The sequence below is a fragment of the Burkholderia sp. SIMBA_062 genome (genome assembly GCF_046534765.1).
Lineage (GTDB): Bacteria > Pseudomonadota > Gammaproteobacteria > Burkholderiales > Burkholderiaceae > Burkholderia > Burkholderia ambifaria.
Genome location: NZ_JAWRYD010000027.1, coordinates 21,855 through 39,859, shown reverse-complemented (window position 1 = coordinate 39,859; position 18,005 = coordinate 21,855). Strand labels below are relative to the sequence as shown.

Annotated in this window: 17 protein-coding genes; 4 read left to right on the top strand and 13 right to left on the bottom strand. The window is 67.5% G+C overall.

Features of this window, described 5'->3' with window-relative positions:
• The first annotated feature begins 51 nt into the window (after positions 1-51).
• Together SB786_RS25730 and SB786_RS25725 are read left to right on the top strand one after the other, a co-directional pair.
• Positions 52-885, top strand: coding sequence for an arylamine N-acetyltransferase family protein (locus SB786_RS25730; protein ID WP_410729948.1), 834 nt, complete (start codon positions 52-54; stop codon positions 883-885).
• 7 nt (positions 886-892) lie between these two features.
• Positions 893-1,747 (top strand): class I SAM-dependent methyltransferase, encoded by an 855-nt coding sequence (locus tag SB786_RS25725; RefSeq protein WP_410729947.1) that lies wholly within the window; start codon positions 893-895, stop codon positions 1,745-1,747.
• Positions 1,748-1,762: 15 nt separating this feature from the next.
• On the opposite strand, the gene SB786_RS25720 is transcribed toward SB786_RS25725, so the two are convergent.
• From SB786_RS25720 to SB786_RS25700, 5 genes are all read right to left on the bottom strand, one after another.
• On the bottom strand, positions 1,763-6,604 hold the full coding sequence (locus SB786_RS25720) for an NAD-glutamate dehydrogenase (protein ID WP_410729946.1): 4,842 nt from the start codon (positions 6,602-6,604) through the stop codon (positions 1,763-1,765).
• Positions 6,605-6,754: 150 nt separating this feature from the next.
• On the bottom strand, positions 6,755-6,976 hold the full coding sequence (locus SB786_RS25715) for a hypothetical protein (RefSeq protein WP_410729945.1): 222 nt from the start codon (positions 6,974-6,976) through the stop codon (positions 6,755-6,757).
• Between the two features lie 105 nt (positions 6,977-7,081).
• A complete protein-coding gene (locus tag SB786_RS25710; RefSeq protein WP_006759165.1) occupies positions 7,082-7,270 on the bottom strand; it encodes a 4-oxalocrotonate tautomerase in 189 nt (62 codons plus the stop codon).
• A gap of 59 nt (positions 7,271-7,329) precedes the next feature.
• A complete protein-coding gene (locus SB786_RS25705) occupies positions 7,330-8,106 on the bottom strand; it encodes a class II aldolase/adducin family protein (protein WP_410729944.1) in 777 nt (258 codons plus the stop codon).
• Positions 8,081-8,971 (bottom strand): urea transporter, encoded by an 891-nt coding sequence (locus tag SB786_RS25700; RefSeq protein ID WP_410729943.1) that lies wholly within the window; start codon positions 8,969-8,971, stop codon positions 8,081-8,083. Before SB786_RS25700 ends, SB786_RS25705 begins: the two co-directional genes overlap by 26 nt.
• Positions 8,972-9,174: 203 nt before the next feature.
• Between SB786_RS25700 and SB786_RS25695 the strand changes: the two genes are divergently transcribed.
• Positions 9,175-9,729 (top strand): putative glycolipid-binding domain-containing protein, encoded by a 555-nt coding sequence (locus SB786_RS25695; protein ID WP_410729942.1) that lies wholly within the window; start codon positions 9,175-9,177, stop codon positions 9,727-9,729.
• Here the strand turns inward: SB786_RS25695 and SB786_RS25690 are convergent.
• The 5 genes from SB786_RS25690 to SB786_RS25670 all read right to left on the bottom strand — a co-directional run bounded on the left by SB786_RS25690 (position 9,690) and on the right by SB786_RS25670 (position 14,987).
• Positions 9,690-10,625 (bottom strand): alpha/beta fold hydrolase, encoded by a 936-nt coding sequence (locus SB786_RS25690; protein WP_410729941.1) that lies wholly within the window; start codon positions 10,623-10,625, stop codon positions 9,690-9,692. The genes SB786_RS25695 and SB786_RS25690 overlap by 40 nt on opposite strands.
• Positions 10,626-10,629: 4 nt before the next feature.
• Complete coding sequence (locus SB786_RS25685) at positions 10,630-11,535, bottom strand: metal-dependent hydrolase (protein ID WP_410729940.1); 906 nt, start codon at positions 11,533-11,535, stop codon at positions 10,630-10,632.
• A complete protein-coding gene (locus tag SB786_RS25680) occupies positions 11,532-12,458 on the bottom strand; it encodes an SDR family NAD(P)-dependent oxidoreductase (RefSeq protein WP_410729939.1) in 927 nt (308 codons plus the stop codon). Before SB786_RS25680 ends, SB786_RS25685 begins: the two co-directional genes overlap by 4 nt.
• Positions 12,459-12,479: 21 nt before the next feature.
• Positions 12,480-14,069, bottom strand: a complete 1,590-nt coding sequence (locus tag SB786_RS25675; protein ID WP_410729938.1) for a flavin-containing monooxygenase — start codon at positions 14,067-14,069, stop codon at positions 12,480-12,482.
• Between the two features lie 246 nt (positions 14,070-14,315).
• Entirely contained in the window at positions 14,316-14,987 is a 672-nt protein-coding gene (locus tag SB786_RS25670; RefSeq protein ID WP_410729937.1) for a lysoplasmalogenase, read from the bottom strand.
• Positions 14,988-15,359: 372 nt separating this feature from the next.
• Between SB786_RS25670 and speB the strand changes: the two genes are divergently transcribed.
• On the top strand, positions 15,360-16,328 hold the full coding sequence (gene speB / locus SB786_RS25665; protein ID WP_410729936.1) for an agmatinase: 969 nt from the start codon (positions 15,360-15,362) through the stop codon (positions 16,326-16,328).
• Between the two features lie 54 nt (positions 16,329-16,382).
• Here speB and SB786_RS25660 read toward each other — a convergent pair whose 3' ends face one another.
• From SB786_RS25660 to SB786_RS25650, 3 genes are all read right to left on the bottom strand, one after another.
• Entirely contained in the window at positions 16,383-16,592 is a 210-nt protein-coding gene (locus SB786_RS25660; RefSeq protein WP_006753082.1) for a hypothetical protein, read from the bottom strand.
• Positions 16,593-16,876: 284 nt separating this feature from the next.
• Positions 16,877-17,080 (bottom strand): cold-shock protein, encoded by a 204-nt coding sequence (locus SB786_RS25655; protein WP_006485974.1) that lies wholly within the window; start codon positions 17,078-17,080, stop codon positions 16,877-16,879.
• 328 nt (positions 17,081-17,408) lie between these two features.
• On the bottom strand, positions 17,409-17,999 hold the full coding sequence (locus SB786_RS25650) for a flavodoxin family protein (protein ID WP_410729992.1): 591 nt from the start codon (positions 17,997-17,999) through the stop codon (positions 17,409-17,411).
• Between the last annotated feature and the right edge of the window lie 6 nt (positions 18,000-18,005).

Sequence of the window (18,005 nt, the reverse complement as noted above, 5' to 3'; positions counted from 1 at the left end):
GGATTGCGCTCGATGCTATCGTGGCGTGTTCCCCGTTTCCGGTGCCGGTACATGACTGACTCGTTCGACCTCCCGCGCTATTTCGCCCGCATCGGCTACGACGGCCCGGCCGAGCCGACGCTCGACGTGCTGCGCCGGCTGCATCTGCTGCACCCGCAGGCGATTCCGTTTGAAAACCTCAATCCGCTGACCGGCGCGCGTGTCGCGCTCGACCTGCCGGCGATCGTCGACAAGGTGATCGGGCACCGCCGCGGCGGCTACTGCTTCGAACTCAACAAGCTGTTCTACACCGCGCTCACGCACATCGGTTTCCGCGTGACGCCGTTGATCGCGCGCGTGCGCTGGATGCGGCCGCCCGACGTCGTCACCGCGCAGACGCACATGCTGCTGCGGATCGATCTCGACGGCGCGACGTGGCTCGCGGATATCGGCTTCGGCAGCGCGACGCTGACCGCACCGCTGCGCTTCGTGCCCGACGAGCGGCAACTGACGCCGCACGGCGCGTTTCGCGTCGTCGGCGCGCCGGTCGACGGCGAGTTCGACATGCAGTTCGAGATTCCCGACGGCTGGCAGACGACCTATCGCTTCTCGCTGAAGCGGGCCGAGTGGATCGATTACGACGCCGCGAACTGGTTCACGTCGACCTATCCCGAATCGATCTTCGTGAATGACCTGATCGCGTGCCGCGTGCTGCCGGACGGCCGCGCCGCGCTGTTCAACACCGTGCTGACGCTGCGCGACGCGGCGGGCGCGGGGCGCACCGTCACGCTCGACGACGCGGCGGCGTGGGGCGCGTGCCTGCGCGACACGATCGGCCTTGACACGACCGGCTTCGATCTCGACGCGCTGTTCGCGCGGGTGGCGGCGCGGTCCAACATGACGTGAGCGCGTGATGGACCATCAGGACGCCCCCGACAGCACCGCCGCCCGTGTCGCGCTGTGGCGCGCGCTGCACGTCGAACTCGATGCGCCGCCGCACGTGCTCGCCGATGAAGTCGGCCTGCGCCTGCTTGCACCGGCGCCCGGCTGGCAGCAGCGCGGCGACATGGATCCGCGGTTCACGCGGCCGTTTCGCGCATCGATCGTCGCGCGGGCGCGCTTCATCGAGGATCTCGTCGTCGCGCAGGCCGCGCAGGGTGTGAGCCAGTACGTGATCCTCGGCGCCGGGCTCGACAGCTTCGTGCAGCGCCGGCCGGAGATGGCGTCGCGCTTGACCGTCTTCGAAGTCGATCCGCCCGCGCCGCAGGCGTGGAAGCGCCGCCGCCTGGCCGAGCTCGGTTTCGGCGTGCCGGACTGGCTGCGGTTCGTGCCGGTCGATTTCGAGGCGAAGCAGTCGTGGCGCGACGCGCTCGTCGGCGCGGGCTTCGATGCGGGCAAACCGGCGGTCGTGGTGTCCACCGGCGTCAGCATGTACCTGACGCGCGACGCGAACGCGGCGGCGCTACGCGAAGTCGCGTCGCTCGCGCCGGGTTCGACGTTCGCGATGACCTTCCTGCTGCCGCTCGAGCATGCGGATCCGGACGTGCGTCCGGCGCTCGAAATGGCCGCGAAGGGCGCGGCCGCGAGCGGCACGCCGTTCATCAGCTTCTTCATGCCGGCGCAGATCCGCGCGCTCGCGATGGAGGCCGGCTTCGCGCGGGCCGACCATGTGTCGGCCGCCGATCTCACGCGCCGCTACTTCGCCGATCGTCCCGACGGCTTGCGTCCGCCGAACAACGCGGAAGAGCTGTTGGTCGCGACGGTGTAACGTCGCGGTCACCCGTCACGCGCGTTCCAGCACCGCCATCTCGCGCACGATCACGAGCAGCACCGCGAGGCTTGCGCCGCCCGACGCGCGCAGATCGGCGAGCAGGTGCTCGTAGCGCTCCAGCGCGGCTTCGCGGCGTTCGCGCCACGCGTGGACGATCGTCTCCGGCGCCGTCGAGTCGGCCGATTCCGCCAGCGCGCTGGTGGCAAGCGTGCGCTTGAGCCGCGCGATTTCCCCGAGCGCGGCCGCGCGCGCCAGCATGTCCCAGTGCGTAGGCGCCGGCAGTGTGGCCGCGCGTTCGCCGATCCACCGGTAGTTCAGCAGCGTGCCGAGCGAGAAGTACACGCCCGCGACCAGTTCGAGGCTGCGATCGCAGGTCGCGGCCACTTCGGCGATGTCGAGCAGCGCGGCGGAGATGTCGCCGTTCGCGACGCGCCCGGCGAGTGCGCTGTCGACGCCGGCGTCCACCAGCACGCGCTGCCGCTCGGACAACGCTTCGAGATCGCTCGTCGGCAGCAGCGACGGCAATTGCGGCGCGAGGCGCTGCACCGCGTCGCGGCAGCGCGCGATCAAGCCGGCGACGCCGCCGTCGGCGACCGCGCCCGACTGCAGGTGCCGCAGGAACCACAGCGCCGCGCGCTCCAGCAGCCGTGCGACGTCGACGAACATGCGCGCCTGCACGTCGTCGGCGACGCGGTTGTCGAGCGCGTCGATGTCGCGCCACACCGCCTCGAGATCGAACACGTCGCGCGCCATGATGCAGGCGCGCACGATGTCGCCCGGCTTCGCGTCGGTTTCCTCCATCAGCCGGTGTACGAACGCGCAGCCGACGCGGTTGACGAGCGCGTTGGTCAGGTGCGTCGCGAGAATCTCGCGACGCAGCGGATGGCGCTGCATCGGTTCGCTGAAGCGCTGTTGCAGCGGCTTCGGGAAATAGTCGACGAGCATCGCGGCGACGAGCGGATCCTCCGGTACGTCGGATTCGAGCAGCGCGTCGTACAGCCACATCTTGCTGTAGGCGAGCAGCACCGCGCGCTCCGGCGACGTCAGGCCCTGTTTCGCGGTTTGCCGTTCGGCGATCTCGTCGTCAGTCGGCAGGAATTCGATCACGCGGTTCAGGCGGCCCGCGCGTTCGAGCCAGCGCATCAGCCGCGCCTCGGCGTCGAGCAGCTCGACGCTGTAGCGGCCCGCGATCGACAGCGCCTGCGTCTGGTAGTAGTTGTCGCGCAGCACCAGCAGCCCGACTTCGTCGGTCATTTCCGCGAGCAGCGTGTTGCGCTGCTTCTCGGTCATCTCGCCGTCGGTGACGACGAGGCCGAGCAGGATCTTGATGTTGACTTCGTGATCCGAACAATCGACGCCCGCCGAGTTGTCGATCGCATCGGTGTTGATGCGCCCGCCGCGCTGCGCGAACTCGATGCGGCCGAACTGCGTGCAGCCGAGGTTGCCGCCTTCGCCGACGACCTTGCAGCGCAGGTCCGCGCCGTTCACGCGCACGGCGTCGTTCGCACGATCGCCGACCTGCTGGTGGGTTTCGTGCGCGGCCTTCACGTAGGTGCCGATGCCGCCGTTGTACAGCAGGTCGACCGGCGCCTGCAGGATCGCGCGGATCAGCTCGGTTGGCGGCAGCGCGTGCGCGTCGATGCCGAGCGCGGCCTGCACGGCCGGCGACAGTGGGATCGTCTTTGCGGTGCGCGGGTACACGCCGCCGCCCTGCGAGATCACGGCGGTGTCGTAGTCGGCCCAGCTCGAGCGTTCGAGCGCGAACATCCGCTCGCGCTCCGCGAAGCTCGTCGCCGGGTCGGGGTTCGGGTCGAGGAACACGTGCCGGTGATCGAAGGCCGCGACGAGCCGGATATGCGGCGACAGCAGCATCCCGTTGCCGAACACGTCGCCCGACATGTCGCCGACGCCGACCACGGTGAAGTCGGTCGCCTGCGTATCGACGCCCATCTCGCGGAAATGCCGCTTCACCGATTCCCACGCGCCGCGCGCGGTGATCGCCATTTTCTTGTGGTCGTACCCGACCGAACCGCCGGACGCGAACGCATCGTCGAGCCAGAAGCCGTATTCGTGCGAGATCGCGTTCGCATAGTCGGAGAAGGTGGCCGTGCCCTTGTCGGCCGCGACGACGAGATACGGATCGTCGGGATCGTGCCGCACCACGTCGGGCGGCGGCACGATCGTGTTGCCGGCGAGATTGTCGGTCAGGTCGAGCAGGCCGCGCAGGAACGTCTGATAGCACGCGATGCCTTCGCGCATCCACGCTTCGCGATCGCTCGGCGGCGCCGGGTTCTTCACGACGAAGCCGCCTTTCGAGCCGACCGGCACGATCACGACGTTCTTCACCATCTGCGCCTTCATCAGCCCGAGCACCTCGGTGCGGAAATCCTCGCGGCGGTCGGACCAGCGCAGCCCACCGCGCGCGACGCGCCCGCCGCGCAGGTGCACGCCCTCGACGCGCGGCGAGTACACCCAGATCTCGAACATCGGCTTCGGCTCGGGCAGGCCGGGCACCTTCGCCGGATTGAACTTGAACGACAGGTACGGCTTCGATTCGCCGTTCGCGTCGTGCAGGAAATAATTGGTGCGCTCCGTCGCGTTGATCACGCCGAGGAACTGGCGCAGGATCCGGTCCTCGTCGAGGTTCGGCACCTGGTCGAGCGCTGTCTCGATGGCCTTCAGCAGGTGTTCGGCCTGCACGTCGCGCGTGCCGCCGATGGCCGGGTCGAAGCGCAGCAGGAACAGCTCGACGAGTTGCCGTGCTATTGCCGGATTGCCGGTCAGCGCGCGCTCGATGTACGCGTCGCTGAACGTCGAGCCGACCTGCCGCAGGTATTTCGCATACGCACGCAGGATCGTGACCTCGCGGGCGCTCAGGTGGGCGCGCAACACGAGGCGGTTGAAGTCGTCGTTCTCGATCCGGCCGCTCCAGATCCGGTCGAACGCATCCTCGAACAGGCCCTTCACGCGCTCGATGTCGAACTCGGTGTCGTCGGCGAGTTCAAGGCCGAAATCGTGCACCCACGCGGGCGCGGCATCCTGCGTCTGGATCCGGTACGGCCGCTCCTCGTCGACGCGCACGCCCAGATGTTCCAGCATCGGCAGGCTGCGCGACAGTGCGATCGGGTCGCCCGCGCGATACACCTTGAAGCGGAACGCGCGCGGCCCGGCCTCGATCGGGCGGTACAGGTTCATCGCGAGCTGGCCCGACTCCTTCACACGCTCGATCAGCTCGATGTCGCGCACGGCCGTACGCGCCGGATAGTCGTCGCGATAGCCGGCCGGAAACGATTCCGCATAGCGCTGCAGCAGCCGGTTGCCTTGCTCTTCGCCGAACGCGTCGAGCAGCGCGTCCGCGAGATCGTCCTGCCAGCGGCGCGCGACCTGCACGAGCCGCGCTTCGAGCTCGCGCGTGTCGACGTCCGGCATCGTGCCCGGTTCCGCATGGACGACGAAATGAATCCGCGCGATCGCCGATTCCGACAGCAGTGGCGTGAATTCGACGTTCACGCCGTTGTATGCGTCGACGAGCAGCTTCGCGATGCGGCGGCGCAGGTCGGTGTTGTACTTGTCGCGCGGCACGAACGCGAGGCACGACACGAAGCGGTCGAAGCGGTCGCGCCGCACGAACAGGCGCGTGCGCTGGTGTTCCTGCAGGCGCAGGATGCCGAGCGCGATGTCGTAGAGCTGGTCTTCGTCGGCCTGGAACAGTTCGTCGCGCGGATAGGTTTCGAGCACCGTCACCAGCGACTTGCCGAGATGGCCCTTCGGCAGGAAGCCCGCGCGCCGCACGATGTTCGCGCACTTGCGGCGCACGATCGGGATCTCGGCGCTCGACACCATGTACGCGGTCGACGTGTAGAGCCCGATGAAGCGGCGCTCGCCGGTCACCTTGCCGTCGGCGCCGACCAGTTTCACGCCGACGTAGTCGAGGTAGCCGGGCCGATGCACGGTCGCGCGCGAGTTCGCCTTCGTCAGGAAGATCGGCCAGGGGCCGGTGATGATCTCGGCGGCCGCCGGCGGCAGCGGCGTCACGTCCGGCGCGCCCGACGGCCGCAGCGATTCGCGCAGCAGGCCGAAGCCGGAGCCCTCGACGCCGCGCAGCCCGAAGCCGGACGCGTCCGATACCAGCGAGTAGTCGCGCTGGCCGAGGAACGTGAAGTGGTCGGCGGCCATCCATTCGAGGAACGCGCGCGCCTCGATGTCTTCCGCGGTGGATTCGCGGGCTTTCATGTCCTTGATCGTCGCGCGCGCGATGTCGACGATCTTCGGCCAGTCCTCGACCGACGCGCGCACGTCGCCGAGCACGCGCGCGATGTCGTCGCGCAGCGTGTCGAGCAGCGCGGCGTCGCCGCAGCGGTCGACTTCGAAATGGATGAACGACGCGAGCTGCGACTGGCCGTCGGGGGCCGTCGCGCCGCCGGCGTCGACGCGCTCGATTCCGCCGTTGCCGCCGCGCCAGATGCGGAACACCGGGTGCAGCGCGGAGTGCAGCGCGAGCCCGAGGCGGTTCACCGCCATCGTCACCGAGTCGACGAGGAACGGCATGTCGTCGTTGACAATCTCGATCACCGTGTGGTCCGAGTGCCAGCCGTGCTGCTCGAGGATCGGGTTGTACACGCGCAGCCGCTCGCTGCCGGGCACGAATTTCTGCGCGGTCTGCCAGTGCGCCATCGCGGCGCCGTACAGGTCGGCGATGCTGCGATCCTGCAGATCGTCGGCGTCGACGAAGTCGTAGTAATGACGCAGGAACGGTTCCACGATCCGGAACGTGGCTTCGGGCAGGCGCCCGCGCGCGAATTCGACGACATCCGAGAGCAGGTGTGCGACGACTTCCTCGTTCTTCGCTTCCATGGCGGTCTCCTGATCGGCTGGCCATTGGCTGCTGCGTTGTGTGTTCGGCATTATGCGCCGATTGCGTGACGGAGCGATGTGCGGGCGCACAACGGGAGCAGGGAAGGAAGAGGCGCACGCAGCGCGCGTGGGCGGCGCTGCGCGGGCGGGTCAGGCGAGGTCCGGCGGCTTCAGGTCGGGGTGCCGCGCGTAGAGCGGGTTCATGAAGTCGAGCAGCATCGTGGTCAATACTTGCGACACGAATTCGCGATAGGCGATGAATTCATGAGGCGGACAGGTCTCTTCGACCCGCCGCAGCGATTGATCCAGTTGCCCGCCTATCGACACGATCATGTCGTTCAGTGCGGTGGCGATACGTTTGTCGTCGATCATGCAGTCTCCTTCTGGCGCCGCGGCGTGCGGCGCGTTCGGTCGGGTGTTACCGCGGTTCGAGCGCGTATCGCGCGGGAGGTTCCGGCGACGCCGAACGGGCCGGTGTCAGAGCGCGTCGCTCCACAGCTTTCCGGCCGTCGCCCAGTTCTCCTTCTTCACGTCGGCGAGGATGATGTCGACCGAGCCCGGGTCGCAGCCGAGCGTCTCGCACGTGACACGCGTGATCGCTTCGACGAATGCGCGTTTCTGCTCGACCGTGCGGCCTTCGAACAACTGGATATTGAAAGTCGGCATGATTGGATACTCCGATGGTTGAGGGGAATCAGTTCGAGTTCGTCGGGACGCCGGCGGCGTCAGTCGCGATACGACGGATCGATGCGGTCGAGGCGGCGCAGCAGCGCCGGCCATTCCAGTTCGCCCTCGATCGCGCCGCCGTCGCGCAATTGCGCGGCGGTGCGGGCAGCCACGGCCGGCTCGGGCAGCACGAGCGGCCCGCCGCCTGCCTGCGCGCGTACCTGGATGTCGCACGCCTTGATCAGCGTATCCATCAGTACATACGCTTCGGCGACGGTCCGACCAACCGTCAGCGTGCCGTGGTTGCGCAGCAGCATCGCGGATTTCGCGCCGAGACTGGCGGTCAACCGCGCGCCTTCGGCCGGCGAGAACGCGAGCGCTTCGTAGTCGTGATAGGCGAGGTCGCCGTGAAACCGCAGCGCGTGCTGCGATGCCGGCAGCAGCCCGTCGCGCTGGATCGACACGGCGATGCCGGCCGTATTGTGCAGATGCATCACGCAGACGGCGTCCGGTCGCGCGGCATGGACGGCCGCATGAAGCGCGAAACCCGTCACGTTGACCGCGTGCTCCCTGTCGCCGATCCGGTTGCCGGCCAGGTCGATCTTCACGAGATTCGATGCGCGGACTTCGTCGAACGTGAGGCCGAACGGATTGATCAGGAAATGGCCGGGCTCGCCCGGTACCGTCGCGGACAGGTGCGTATAGATCAGATCGTCCCAGCCGTTCAGCGCGACGAGGCGATACGCGGCGGCGAGATCGACGCGAAGCCGGCGCTCGGCGTCCGAGATCGGGCCGCCGGGTTTCACGGCGTCAGGACGGTGTGCGAATGACGACATCGGGTTCTCCGAGGGTAAAGCGGCGCGCGACGGCCACCGTGATCCACGACGCGAGTGCAAACGGGGCCGTGAGCCCAGTGATGCCCGCGTGCATCGCGAGCCACTGGATCAGCGCGGCCAGTGCGGCTGCCGCGAGCGCCGCGCGGGTGCCGCGCGACATCAGCGCAAGCGCGGCGAGCGCGCCGTTGAAGCCGAGCAGGCCGTCGGTGAATGCGGCATCGCTTGTGCCGAGTGCAGCCAGCAGCATTGTCGACCCGATCGCGCCGCCGAGGGCGAACGCGGCCGCGCGGCGCGATGCGACCGCGATGCCGGCAACGATCAGCATACCGGCCCACGCGCCTTGTGCGAAGGCGGTTTGCGCGATGCCCGCCAGCAGTGCGGCGGCGGCCGAGGAAAGCGTCGGCGCCGCATCCGTCGCGGCACCGCTCCCATGCTGCACCGCGACAAACGGCAGCCACAGCGCGGTGGCGGCAAGGCACGGACTCGAATACGGGCACTGGCGCCATTTCGCGAGCCGAGTGCGCATCGCGCGCTGCACGAGCGCGGCGCCGATCGCGGCGAGCGGTGCGAGCACGAGCGCCAGCGTGGCGGGTGCGAACAAGACGGCCACCAGCGCGGCGAGCGCGCCGTTGAAGCCCTGCAGACCCTGTTCGACGGCGCGGCGTTCCGCGCCGGTCAGCACGGCGGTCAGGTTCGCGGCGGCCGCGCCGACCAGCGCCGCGCACGCGAGCCGCAGGTCGGTCAGCGCGAGTGCGGCGACGAGCATCGCGCCGGTAAACGCGTTCGCCTGCAGCACGATCTGTCCGATGCTGCGCAGCAGGATGCGCAGGTCGATCGGCGGCGAGGCGAGGCGGGCGGTAGGCATGGCGGCGGGGGAGCAGGATGAGCCGCGAGCATAGGACACTCTCCCGTGCACCGGAATAGGGAATTCTGGATACTCGGGATTTGAGGCGAGTGCTCCGAATTGGGGCGGAGAGCGCACGTATGCGGAACCGGCGTTAGCGTTTTCGCGAGAATTGCGCGCTCTGGTAGTAAATTTGGATCCTCGTTGGCGTTTTCGGAGGAACGATGCGGGAAGTGCGCTGGGCGTCGCTCGAGGGCGACGGCATCGAACACCTGACGTTCGACCGTGCTGAAACCGGCATCGTCGTCGAAAGCGCCGTGGTCGGCCAGCGGTACGGCCGGGCGTACGGGCTTGCGTACCGGGTCGAGTGCGATCCGCGGTGGCGGGTCAGATATGCGGTGCTCCGGGTGATGGGCGGCGGCACGCTCGAACTGCACGGCGACGGCGCCGGGCACTGGCGCGACGGTTCGGGCCGCGCGCTGCCGCAACTGGATGGCTGCGTCGACATCGACATCGCGGCCACGCCGTTCACGAATTCGCTGCCGATCGGCCGCCTCGGTCTCGCGCGCGGCGAGCGGCGGCCGATCGACGTCGCGTACATCTCGACGCCGGATCTGACCGTCGCGCCGGTCAAGCAGGCCTACGCCTGCATCGAGCCCGGCCGGCGCTACCGCTACGAAGGGATCTTCCGGAACTTCACGGCGGAGATGGACATCGATGCCGACGGGCTCGTGATCGACTACGAAACGTTGTTCAAGCGCCTGCCGGCGTTGCGCTGAACCGGGGCGCGCGTCGTCGCGAGGGCCGCCGCTGGCGCCGCCGCGACCGCCGGTCTTTCGTGTGCCGCGGCAAACCGGTCGATCCGCGCCGCGATCAGCTCCGGATCGCGCACCACGATCCAGTGCGCGCCGTCGATTTCCTCGCGCACGTGCTCGCCGAGCCAGCGGTCGAGACCGACCGACATCTCGGGCGTCACGTAGCGGTCGCGCACCGGTACGAGAATCTGGACCGGCGCCTGCGCATACCGCTCGCGCGGCTGTCTCGCCCGTGCGAGGAAATTCGCGCGGTAAAGCTGCAATCCGTTCAGCGCGTTCTTCAACTGGGCGGGATCGCGCTCGGGCCGCACGCGCTCGGTCAACTGCAACCAGCGCGGCCACAGCGCGGCACCGCCGAGCCGCCACACCAGCGACGGCACGATCGGCAGGTGGAAGAACGCGATGTACCACGACTTCAGGCTCTGCTTGAGCCGCATCTTCGCGCGGAACACGTGGTCGAGGCACGGCCCGGAGATCGACGTGTACGACGCGATCCGGCCACGGAACGCGGGATCGGTCACGGCCTCCCAGCACTGGATCGACCCCCAGTCATGACCGACCAGATGAAACGGCCGGTTGCCGCAGGTCGCGTCGGCGACCGCCTTCAGGTCCTCCGCGAGCCGCGCGAGCGCGTAATCCGCGCGGCGGCGCGGCGCATCGGACGCGCCGGCGCCGCGCACGTCGTAGGCGATCACGCGGTAGCGCTTCGCGAGCCGCGCGCGCACCGGCGCCCACACGGCCGCCGAATCGGGATAGCCGTGCACGAGGATCAGCGGCGGCGCGCGCCGCGGGCCGCTGACATACACGGCGAGTTTCACGTCGCCGGAGTGGACGGTCAGCATCTCGTTTGCGCGCGCCATGACGTCATGCCTGCGCAACCGGATGCAGCGGCACGCGGCGCGGGGCAGCCTGCGCCGCGTAGCGCGCGTTGGTCGCGTCGATGTTCGCGAGCAGCGTGTCGAGGCCCAGCAGGTACTGATGGTTGTCGTGGTCCCACGGATGGAAGCCCGGGCGGAAGTAGTCGAGCCATTCGCCGGCGATGCTCGGCAACACGCCGTTCTTCGGGCTGTACAGATACTTCACGAGGCGCCACATGCCGCCGAACCTGCCGTGCTTGCGACGGTGCGCCAGCATCAGCCGCACGTGGAAGTCGAACACGATCGTCCAGAACAGCACGGTCGTCAGCAGCATCGTGCCGGTGCGCAGCAGATAGCTGCCGAGGCCCGGCTTCATCACGGCGTTCCATACGTCGTACGACACCGCCTTGTGCTCGGTTTCCTCCATCGCGTGCCACATCCACATCTGCTGATAGCCTTCGACCGAGCCGTCGATCCGGTGCTCGTGGCCCGACAGCAACTGGTTCGCGAGGATCGCCGTGTAGTGCTCGAGCGCGATGGTCGCCGCGAGCTGCACCGAATGCGGCGTCGTCCTCCTGAAGAAGCCGAGGATCGTCCACAGCCGCTTGTCGAGCTTGTGTGCGGGCAGGCCGGCCGCTTGCAGCAGGTCGTTGTACTCGATGTGCTCGCGCGTGTGCATCGCTTCCTGGCCGATGAAGCCGAGCACCTGCTTCTTCAGCTCCGGATCCTCGATGCGGTCGCGGTAGTGGCGCACCGAATCCATGAAGAAGCGCTCGCCCGCCGGAAACAGCAGCGACAGCGCGTTCATGAAATGCGTGACCGGCACGCCCTGGACGTGCCAGTCCTTCGCGCGTTCGGGCGGCAGCGCGAAACGGATGTCGCGCCGCACCGGCATCATGTTCGGGGTCGTCATGATTGTTCTCCCTGATTACCTGCATTGTTGTAGGTGGCGTGCACCGGCGCCGGCGCGCCGCGTGCGGCATGGCGGCGGGCTTTCGCTGCCTCGCGGCGCGTCGCGAGCACGACGAGCGCCTGATAGGCGGCCGGCAGGACGCGCGCCATCCAGTCGGCGCCCTTCGCGTCGCGGCCGATCAGCACGCGGCGCTTGTTCTTGCGCACGCCGGCGAGGATCGTGCGCGCGGCGTCGTCGGCGCTCGTGATGAAGAACTTCTCGAAGCTGTCCTTGCCTTGCTGCTCGCTCTCGACGATGAAGCCGACCATGTTCTTCGCGACGCGGCTCGACTGCGCGATGTTCGTGCGGATGCCGCCCGGATGCACGCAGGTGGCCGACACGCCGCACTTCATCATGTCGAGTTCCTGGCGCAGCGATTCGGTGAAGCCGCGCACCGCGAACTTGGTCGCGTTGTAGCCGCTCATGCCCGGCTGCGCGAAGATCCCGAAGATGCTCGACGTGTTGATCACGTGGCCGTCGCCCGACGCCTTCAGGTGCGGCAGGAACGCCTTCGTGCCGTGCACGACGCCCCAGAAGTTGATGTTCACGATCCACTCGAGATCGCTGTATTCCATCCCTTCGATCGTGCTCGACAGCGCGACACCCGCATTGTTGAAGATCAGGTTGACCTTGCCGTGCGCCTTCGCGGTGTCGTCGGCCCACGCGAACATCGCGTCGCGGTCGCCGACGTCGAGCATGCGCGTCGACACGCGCACGTTCGGCGCGATCGCGCGGACGATCCGCTCGGTTTCGGCGAGGCCGACGCCGTTCTTGTCGGCGAGCGACACGTGGCAGCCGGCCCGCGCGAGCTGGACCGCGAGCGCGCGGCCCATGCCCGAGCCGGCACCCGTGATCGCGGCGACCTTGTTGGCGAAATCTCTCATGTCGGTGGCTCCTTGTCTGGCTCAGGCCGCTTCGGCGGAAGGGGAAGTTGAAGCGGAGGCGGCGGCCGCGGCGACGGGCCGCGCGGTCGTGTCGTGCCGCGGCGCGCCATACGCGTGGTAATCGGCGATCGAGAAGCGCGCGGTCGCCTGGCGGAAGCGCCAGGTGAAGCCCGGCCACAGCGTCGTGTTCTTGCCGGTGCGCGGATCGAGGTACCAGCTCTTGCAGCCGCCCGTCGACCAGATCGCCTTCTTGAGCTTGCCCTGCAGGTCGCTGTTGAACTGCGCCTCGACGAGCGGGCGCACCTCGATCGCATCCGCGCGCTCGCGCTGCATCGCCTGCAGCGCGCCGAGGATGTATTCGATCTGCGACTCGATCATGAACACCATCGAGTTGTGGCCGAGGCCCGTGTTCGGGCCGACGATCATGAAGAAGTTCGGGTAGCCCGGCAGCGTCGTGCCGAGGTAGGCGTGCGCGCCGTCGCGCCACGCGTCGACGATGTCGAGGCCGCCGCGGCCGACGATCGCGCCGCGCGGATACGGATCGGCGACCTGGAAGCCGGTGCCGTAGATCAGGCAGTCGACTTCATGGTGCGTGCCGTCGGTCGTCACGACCGCGTCGGCTTCGATGTGGTCGATGCCGGTCGTGATCACGTCGACGTTCTTGCGCGACAGCGCCGGGTAGTAGTCGTTCGAGATCAGCACGCGCTTGCAGCCGAGCGTGTAGTTCGGCGTGACGGCCTGGCGCAGCGCCGGATCGGGGATCTGCTTGCGGATGTGACGCAGCGCGAGCTTCTGCACGTTCTTCATCAGCGACGGATGGATCGCAAAGCCGAGCACGCGCGATTCGAGCATCCAGTAGATGCCGCTGCGCACGGCCTTCTGCGTGAACGGCAGCGTGCGGAACAGCCATTTCTCGAAGCCGGTCAGGTTGCGGTCGGGCTTCGGCATGATCCACGGCGGCGTGCGCTGGAACAGCGCGAGCGCCTTCACGCGCGGCGCGATCTGCGGCACGAACTGGATCGCGCTCGCGCCGGTGCCGATCACCGCGACGCGCTTGCCGTCGAGCGGGTAATCGTGATCCCACTGCTGCGAATGGAACGCGCGGCCCCGGAAGCTCTCGACGCCGGGGATCGCCGGCAGCGCGGCGCGCGACAGCCCACCCATCCCGGACACGAGCACGCGCGCCGACAGCCGCTTGCCGTTCGCGAACGTGAGGCGCCAGCGCTGTGCGGTTTCGTCGTACTCGGCGCGCTGCAGCTCGTGATTCAGCCGCAGGTGCGGGCCGACGCCGAAGCGCTGCACGCAGTCTTCCAGATACGCGCGGATCTCCGGCTGTGGCGCGAACATGCGGGTCCAGCGCGGGTTCGGCGCGAACGAGAACGAATAGACGTGCGATTGCACGTCGCATGCACACCCGGGGTAATGATTGTCGCGCCACGTGCCGCCGACCGATGCGGCCTTCTCGAGGACGACGAAGTCGGTCACGCCCGTTTGGCGCAGGCGGATGGCCATCCCCAGCCCCGCGAAGCCGGTGCCGATGATGGCGATGTCGATGGATTCGTCCGGGCCATCGTGGCCGGGCGGGCCGAAAGGCAACGTGCGAGCATTCATCCGGGTGTCTCCGATTTGGCTCATTTTTTAATGTTACATTGGTTGATGTAACGATAGTGGGTGAGCCCGGAAACCGCAAGCGCCTAGAAGCGACGCTCTAATGGCAGGAACGCAGACGGGAAAGGGCTGAGCGGGGTTTGGAACGGGCCGCTTTCCGCATTGCGCGAGGCGCGGAAAGGTCCGTCGGCAGGGCGGGACCGGCGGTAAATGAAACCGCCGGCACGCGGCAGTCTGTTTGAAACAGTATCAGGGGCGGATTGAGCGGGCGGCCGTCTCATGGAAAACCCCGGCCACGATCATGACCTGCGTGAGCGCATAGAGACCCCAGATCAGATAGTCGATGCCGGGAAAGCCGCCGAGGAACCGGCCGACGCCGATCAGCGTATCGGAGCCGACGAAGATCATGCTGCCGATGGCGACCAGCGCGCTGCGCGTGCGCGCGGCGAGCGCGAAGCTCGCCATCGCGCACAGCACCAGCATGTAGACGGCGACCGGCGCCAGCAACTCGCCGAGGCGCGGGAAGAACGCCACGTAGAACGCCGGCGCGGCGATCCACAGTGCGACGAGCGCGACGATGCGCCAGCCGTGCGGTCGCGCGCGCCATCGGAAGAAGATCGCGCAATAACACACGTGCGTGAGCAGGAACGCGCCGAGGCCGAACACGAATGACAGCGGCCAGTCGGGCAGTGCAAGCAGCACGTCGCCGAGCACGGCGGTCGCGAGCGCCGCGCACAGCCACGCGCGTTCGCGCGGCGCGCCGCAGGTGCTGCCGGCCACGAGCAGCAGGATGCCCATCGCGGCTTTCGCGGCAGCCTGGCCCGGATAGGGCGCGGCGGCGAGCGACAGCCCGTACAGCAGCGCGGCGGCGATGGCGAGCGGCCAGAGCCGGCGGTAGGCGGCGGGAAGCGTGGCGATCAAGGCGAGGGTCTCCGGTTTGTGGTTGTTGGTGGCGGACGGCGCGCCGTCGCGGGCGCGACTGGCGGCCATTATCCGGAAGAACGGGCACGCAAGAACCGGCGATTCCTTCTAGGAAAGGGTGGCGATGGGTGTCGATGGGCGGCGATGCCGCCGCCGGACTTTTCCGCGCGTTGCCCCGGCTGAACCGGGGCAACGCCTTCAATCCGGCTTGCTATGATCGCCGCGGTATTACCGTTGTCGATGTCGTTGTCCCGTCCGGCCGCGCGACAGAATGCGCAGCCGGTGCGTGCCCGATGAATCCATGCCGTGTCCGGCCCGTGCGCCAATACCAGGTGAAACGGGCGGGCCGGCCGCCACGACTACAGTCCGACCATGACCGAACTTCTCCACGGCGACGGTGCGATCCGTCGCACGACGCCGTACGGCTCCTCGATCGAAAATACTTATGCGGGTGTGCTGTCGTTCATGCGCCGCAACTATTCGCGTGCGCTCGACGGAGTCGACGTCGCGATTTCCGGCGTGCCGCTCGATCTCGCGACGAGCTATCGCTCAGGCGCAAGGCTGGGGCCGGCCGCGATCCGTGCGGCGAGCGTGCAACTCGCGGAGCTCAATCCGTATCCCTGGGGCTTCGATCCGTTCGACGATCTCGCGGCCGTCGACTATGGCGACTGCTGGTTCGACGCGCACAATCCGCTGTCGATCAAGCCGGCGATCGTCGAGCATGCGCGCACGATCCTGCGCTCGGGCGCGAAGATGCTGACGCTCGGCGGCGACCACTACATCACGTATCCGTTGCTGGTCGCGCACGCGGAGCGCTACGGCAAACCGCTGTCGCTGATTCATTTCGACGCGCACTGCGATACGTGGGCCGACGACGAACCGGACAGCCTCAATCACGGCACGATGTTCTACAAGGCCGTGAAGGAAGGGCTGATCGATCCCGCGACGTCGGTGCAGGTCGGGATCCGTACGTGGAACGACGACTTTCTCGGGATCGAGCGGCTCGATGCCGCGTGGGTGCACGACCACGGCTCGCGCGCGGCGGTCGAGCGGATCGTCGATATCGTCGGTGCGCGCCCCGCGTACCTGACGTTCGACATCGATTGCCTCGATCCGGCGTTCGCGCCCGGCACGGGCACGCCGGTCGCGGGCGGGTTGTCGTCGGCGCAGGCGCTCGCGATCGTGCGCGGGCTCGGTGCGGTGAACCTGATCGGGGCGGATGTCGTCGAGGTGGCGCCGGCCTACGATCACGCGGACATCACCGCGATCGCAGCCGCGCATGTCGCGTGCGATCTGCTGTGCCTATGGCGGCAGAAGAAGGTGGCGGGTGCGTTGAAGTAAAGCGGGCCGGCGCAGGCTGCCGGCGCGTCGCTGGAACGATGGCCGGCGTTGGCTTCAGCCGCGCGTGTCGATCCAGTTGCGCGCCCAGCGGCTCGAGTGCTGCAGCGCCTGCTCTTCACTCACGAAATAATCGAGCGAATAGAACTGGTAGCGGCCTTCGGCGCGTTCGAGCAGCAGGTTGGATGAAAAACTACCGTCGGGCAAACGATGTGCCGAGGGTTGAACGGCATAGCCGTTGTACTGTTGAATTCGTTGGTTTTGCATTTGCGTTTTAATTTTAATGATGTTCGAGTGCGCGCGTGCCGTGCGAAATATGCACGGGTGCGCCGATTCAAAGCCATTGCGAGCTGAATCCGAAGCAGTCGAAAAGCGGAAAAGGGGCCTTGCAGCCAGAGGGGGAATGAAGTGCAACGAGGCGTGTGGCGCTCGGCAAGCTGCTGATCAATCAGATGCAGCTAAGAGCAGTCGCGCCAACTTTGGGAGTCGAAGCTCCGCGAGGATGTCGCTGCAACCCGGCGTCCGTTACCGGAGGCCGGGTCCTTCAAACTTTACAGCGGCTTGATGTTGGCCGCTTGCAGACCCTTCGGGCCTTGCTTCGTTTCGAAGCTCACCTTCTGGTTTTCAGCCAGCGTCTTGAAGCCGTCGGCGCGAATTTCGGAGAAGTGCGCGAACAGGTCGTCGCCGCCGTTGTCCGGGGTGATGAAACCAAAGCCTTTGCTGTCGTTGAACCACTTGACGATACCGGTATCCATGAAGAATCCTTGATGAAAAAAATAGAAAAATTTGCTCTGTGAGAGAGCGTTTGAAGCGTCAAGGAGGGAGAGGGCAACGAATATCGCCGGGTAGCGACAATTGATGAACAGCAATCGAACTTCTTGAACTTCTGGCGACAGACTACGCGTCGCCAGTGCCGCCGTCAATCGTTATGTTGTAACTGTTTCATTGGGCGGTCCGGTTGGCCGATGAAACGATGCGCCCTGCGTGGGCTGCGCGCCCGATCCGCCCTGCGCGCAGGTGCCGTCATCATACCGCGTTACAGCGCCGACGCATGCAGGCCGGCGCGCCCCGCCCAGCCGGATTTCAGCCGATTCGAGCGCGTCCTGCCCGAAACTGCCCGGCGATCGTTGCGACGCGTGCGCCATACCGGCGTGCCGTCTCGAGATCCCCGGGCGACATCTCGCCGGGCGACGCGTCGGCCGGCGTCTGCGCCATCGGCGCGATATAGGAGCCCATGCGATTCAGGTCGTCACGCATCGAGGCCTTCACGTTCGCCGGCTTGATGTCCATGCTCGCCCAGATACCGCCGTGCTGGCCGGCGAGCAGAACGAAGTATTCGAGCGTATTGAGCTTGTCGCCGTTGATGCTTGCGCTGTTGGTAAAGCCACCAAAGATCTTGTCGCGCCACCGGGCGTCGAACCACACCTTCGACGATGCATCGGCGAACTTCTTGAACTGCCAGCTGGGGCCGCCCATGTAGGTCGGCGAGCCGAACAGGATCGCATCGGCGCCGGCAAGCGTGTCCCACGCGTGCGCTGCAATATTTCCGTCCGCGTCGATGGCGACGAGTTCGGCGCCCGCGCCCTCGGCGACCGCCGTTGCCATACGTTCGGTATGACCGTAGCCGGAGTGGTAGACGACGACCGCTTTAACCGAAGAAGTGTGTTGCGTCATGATGGT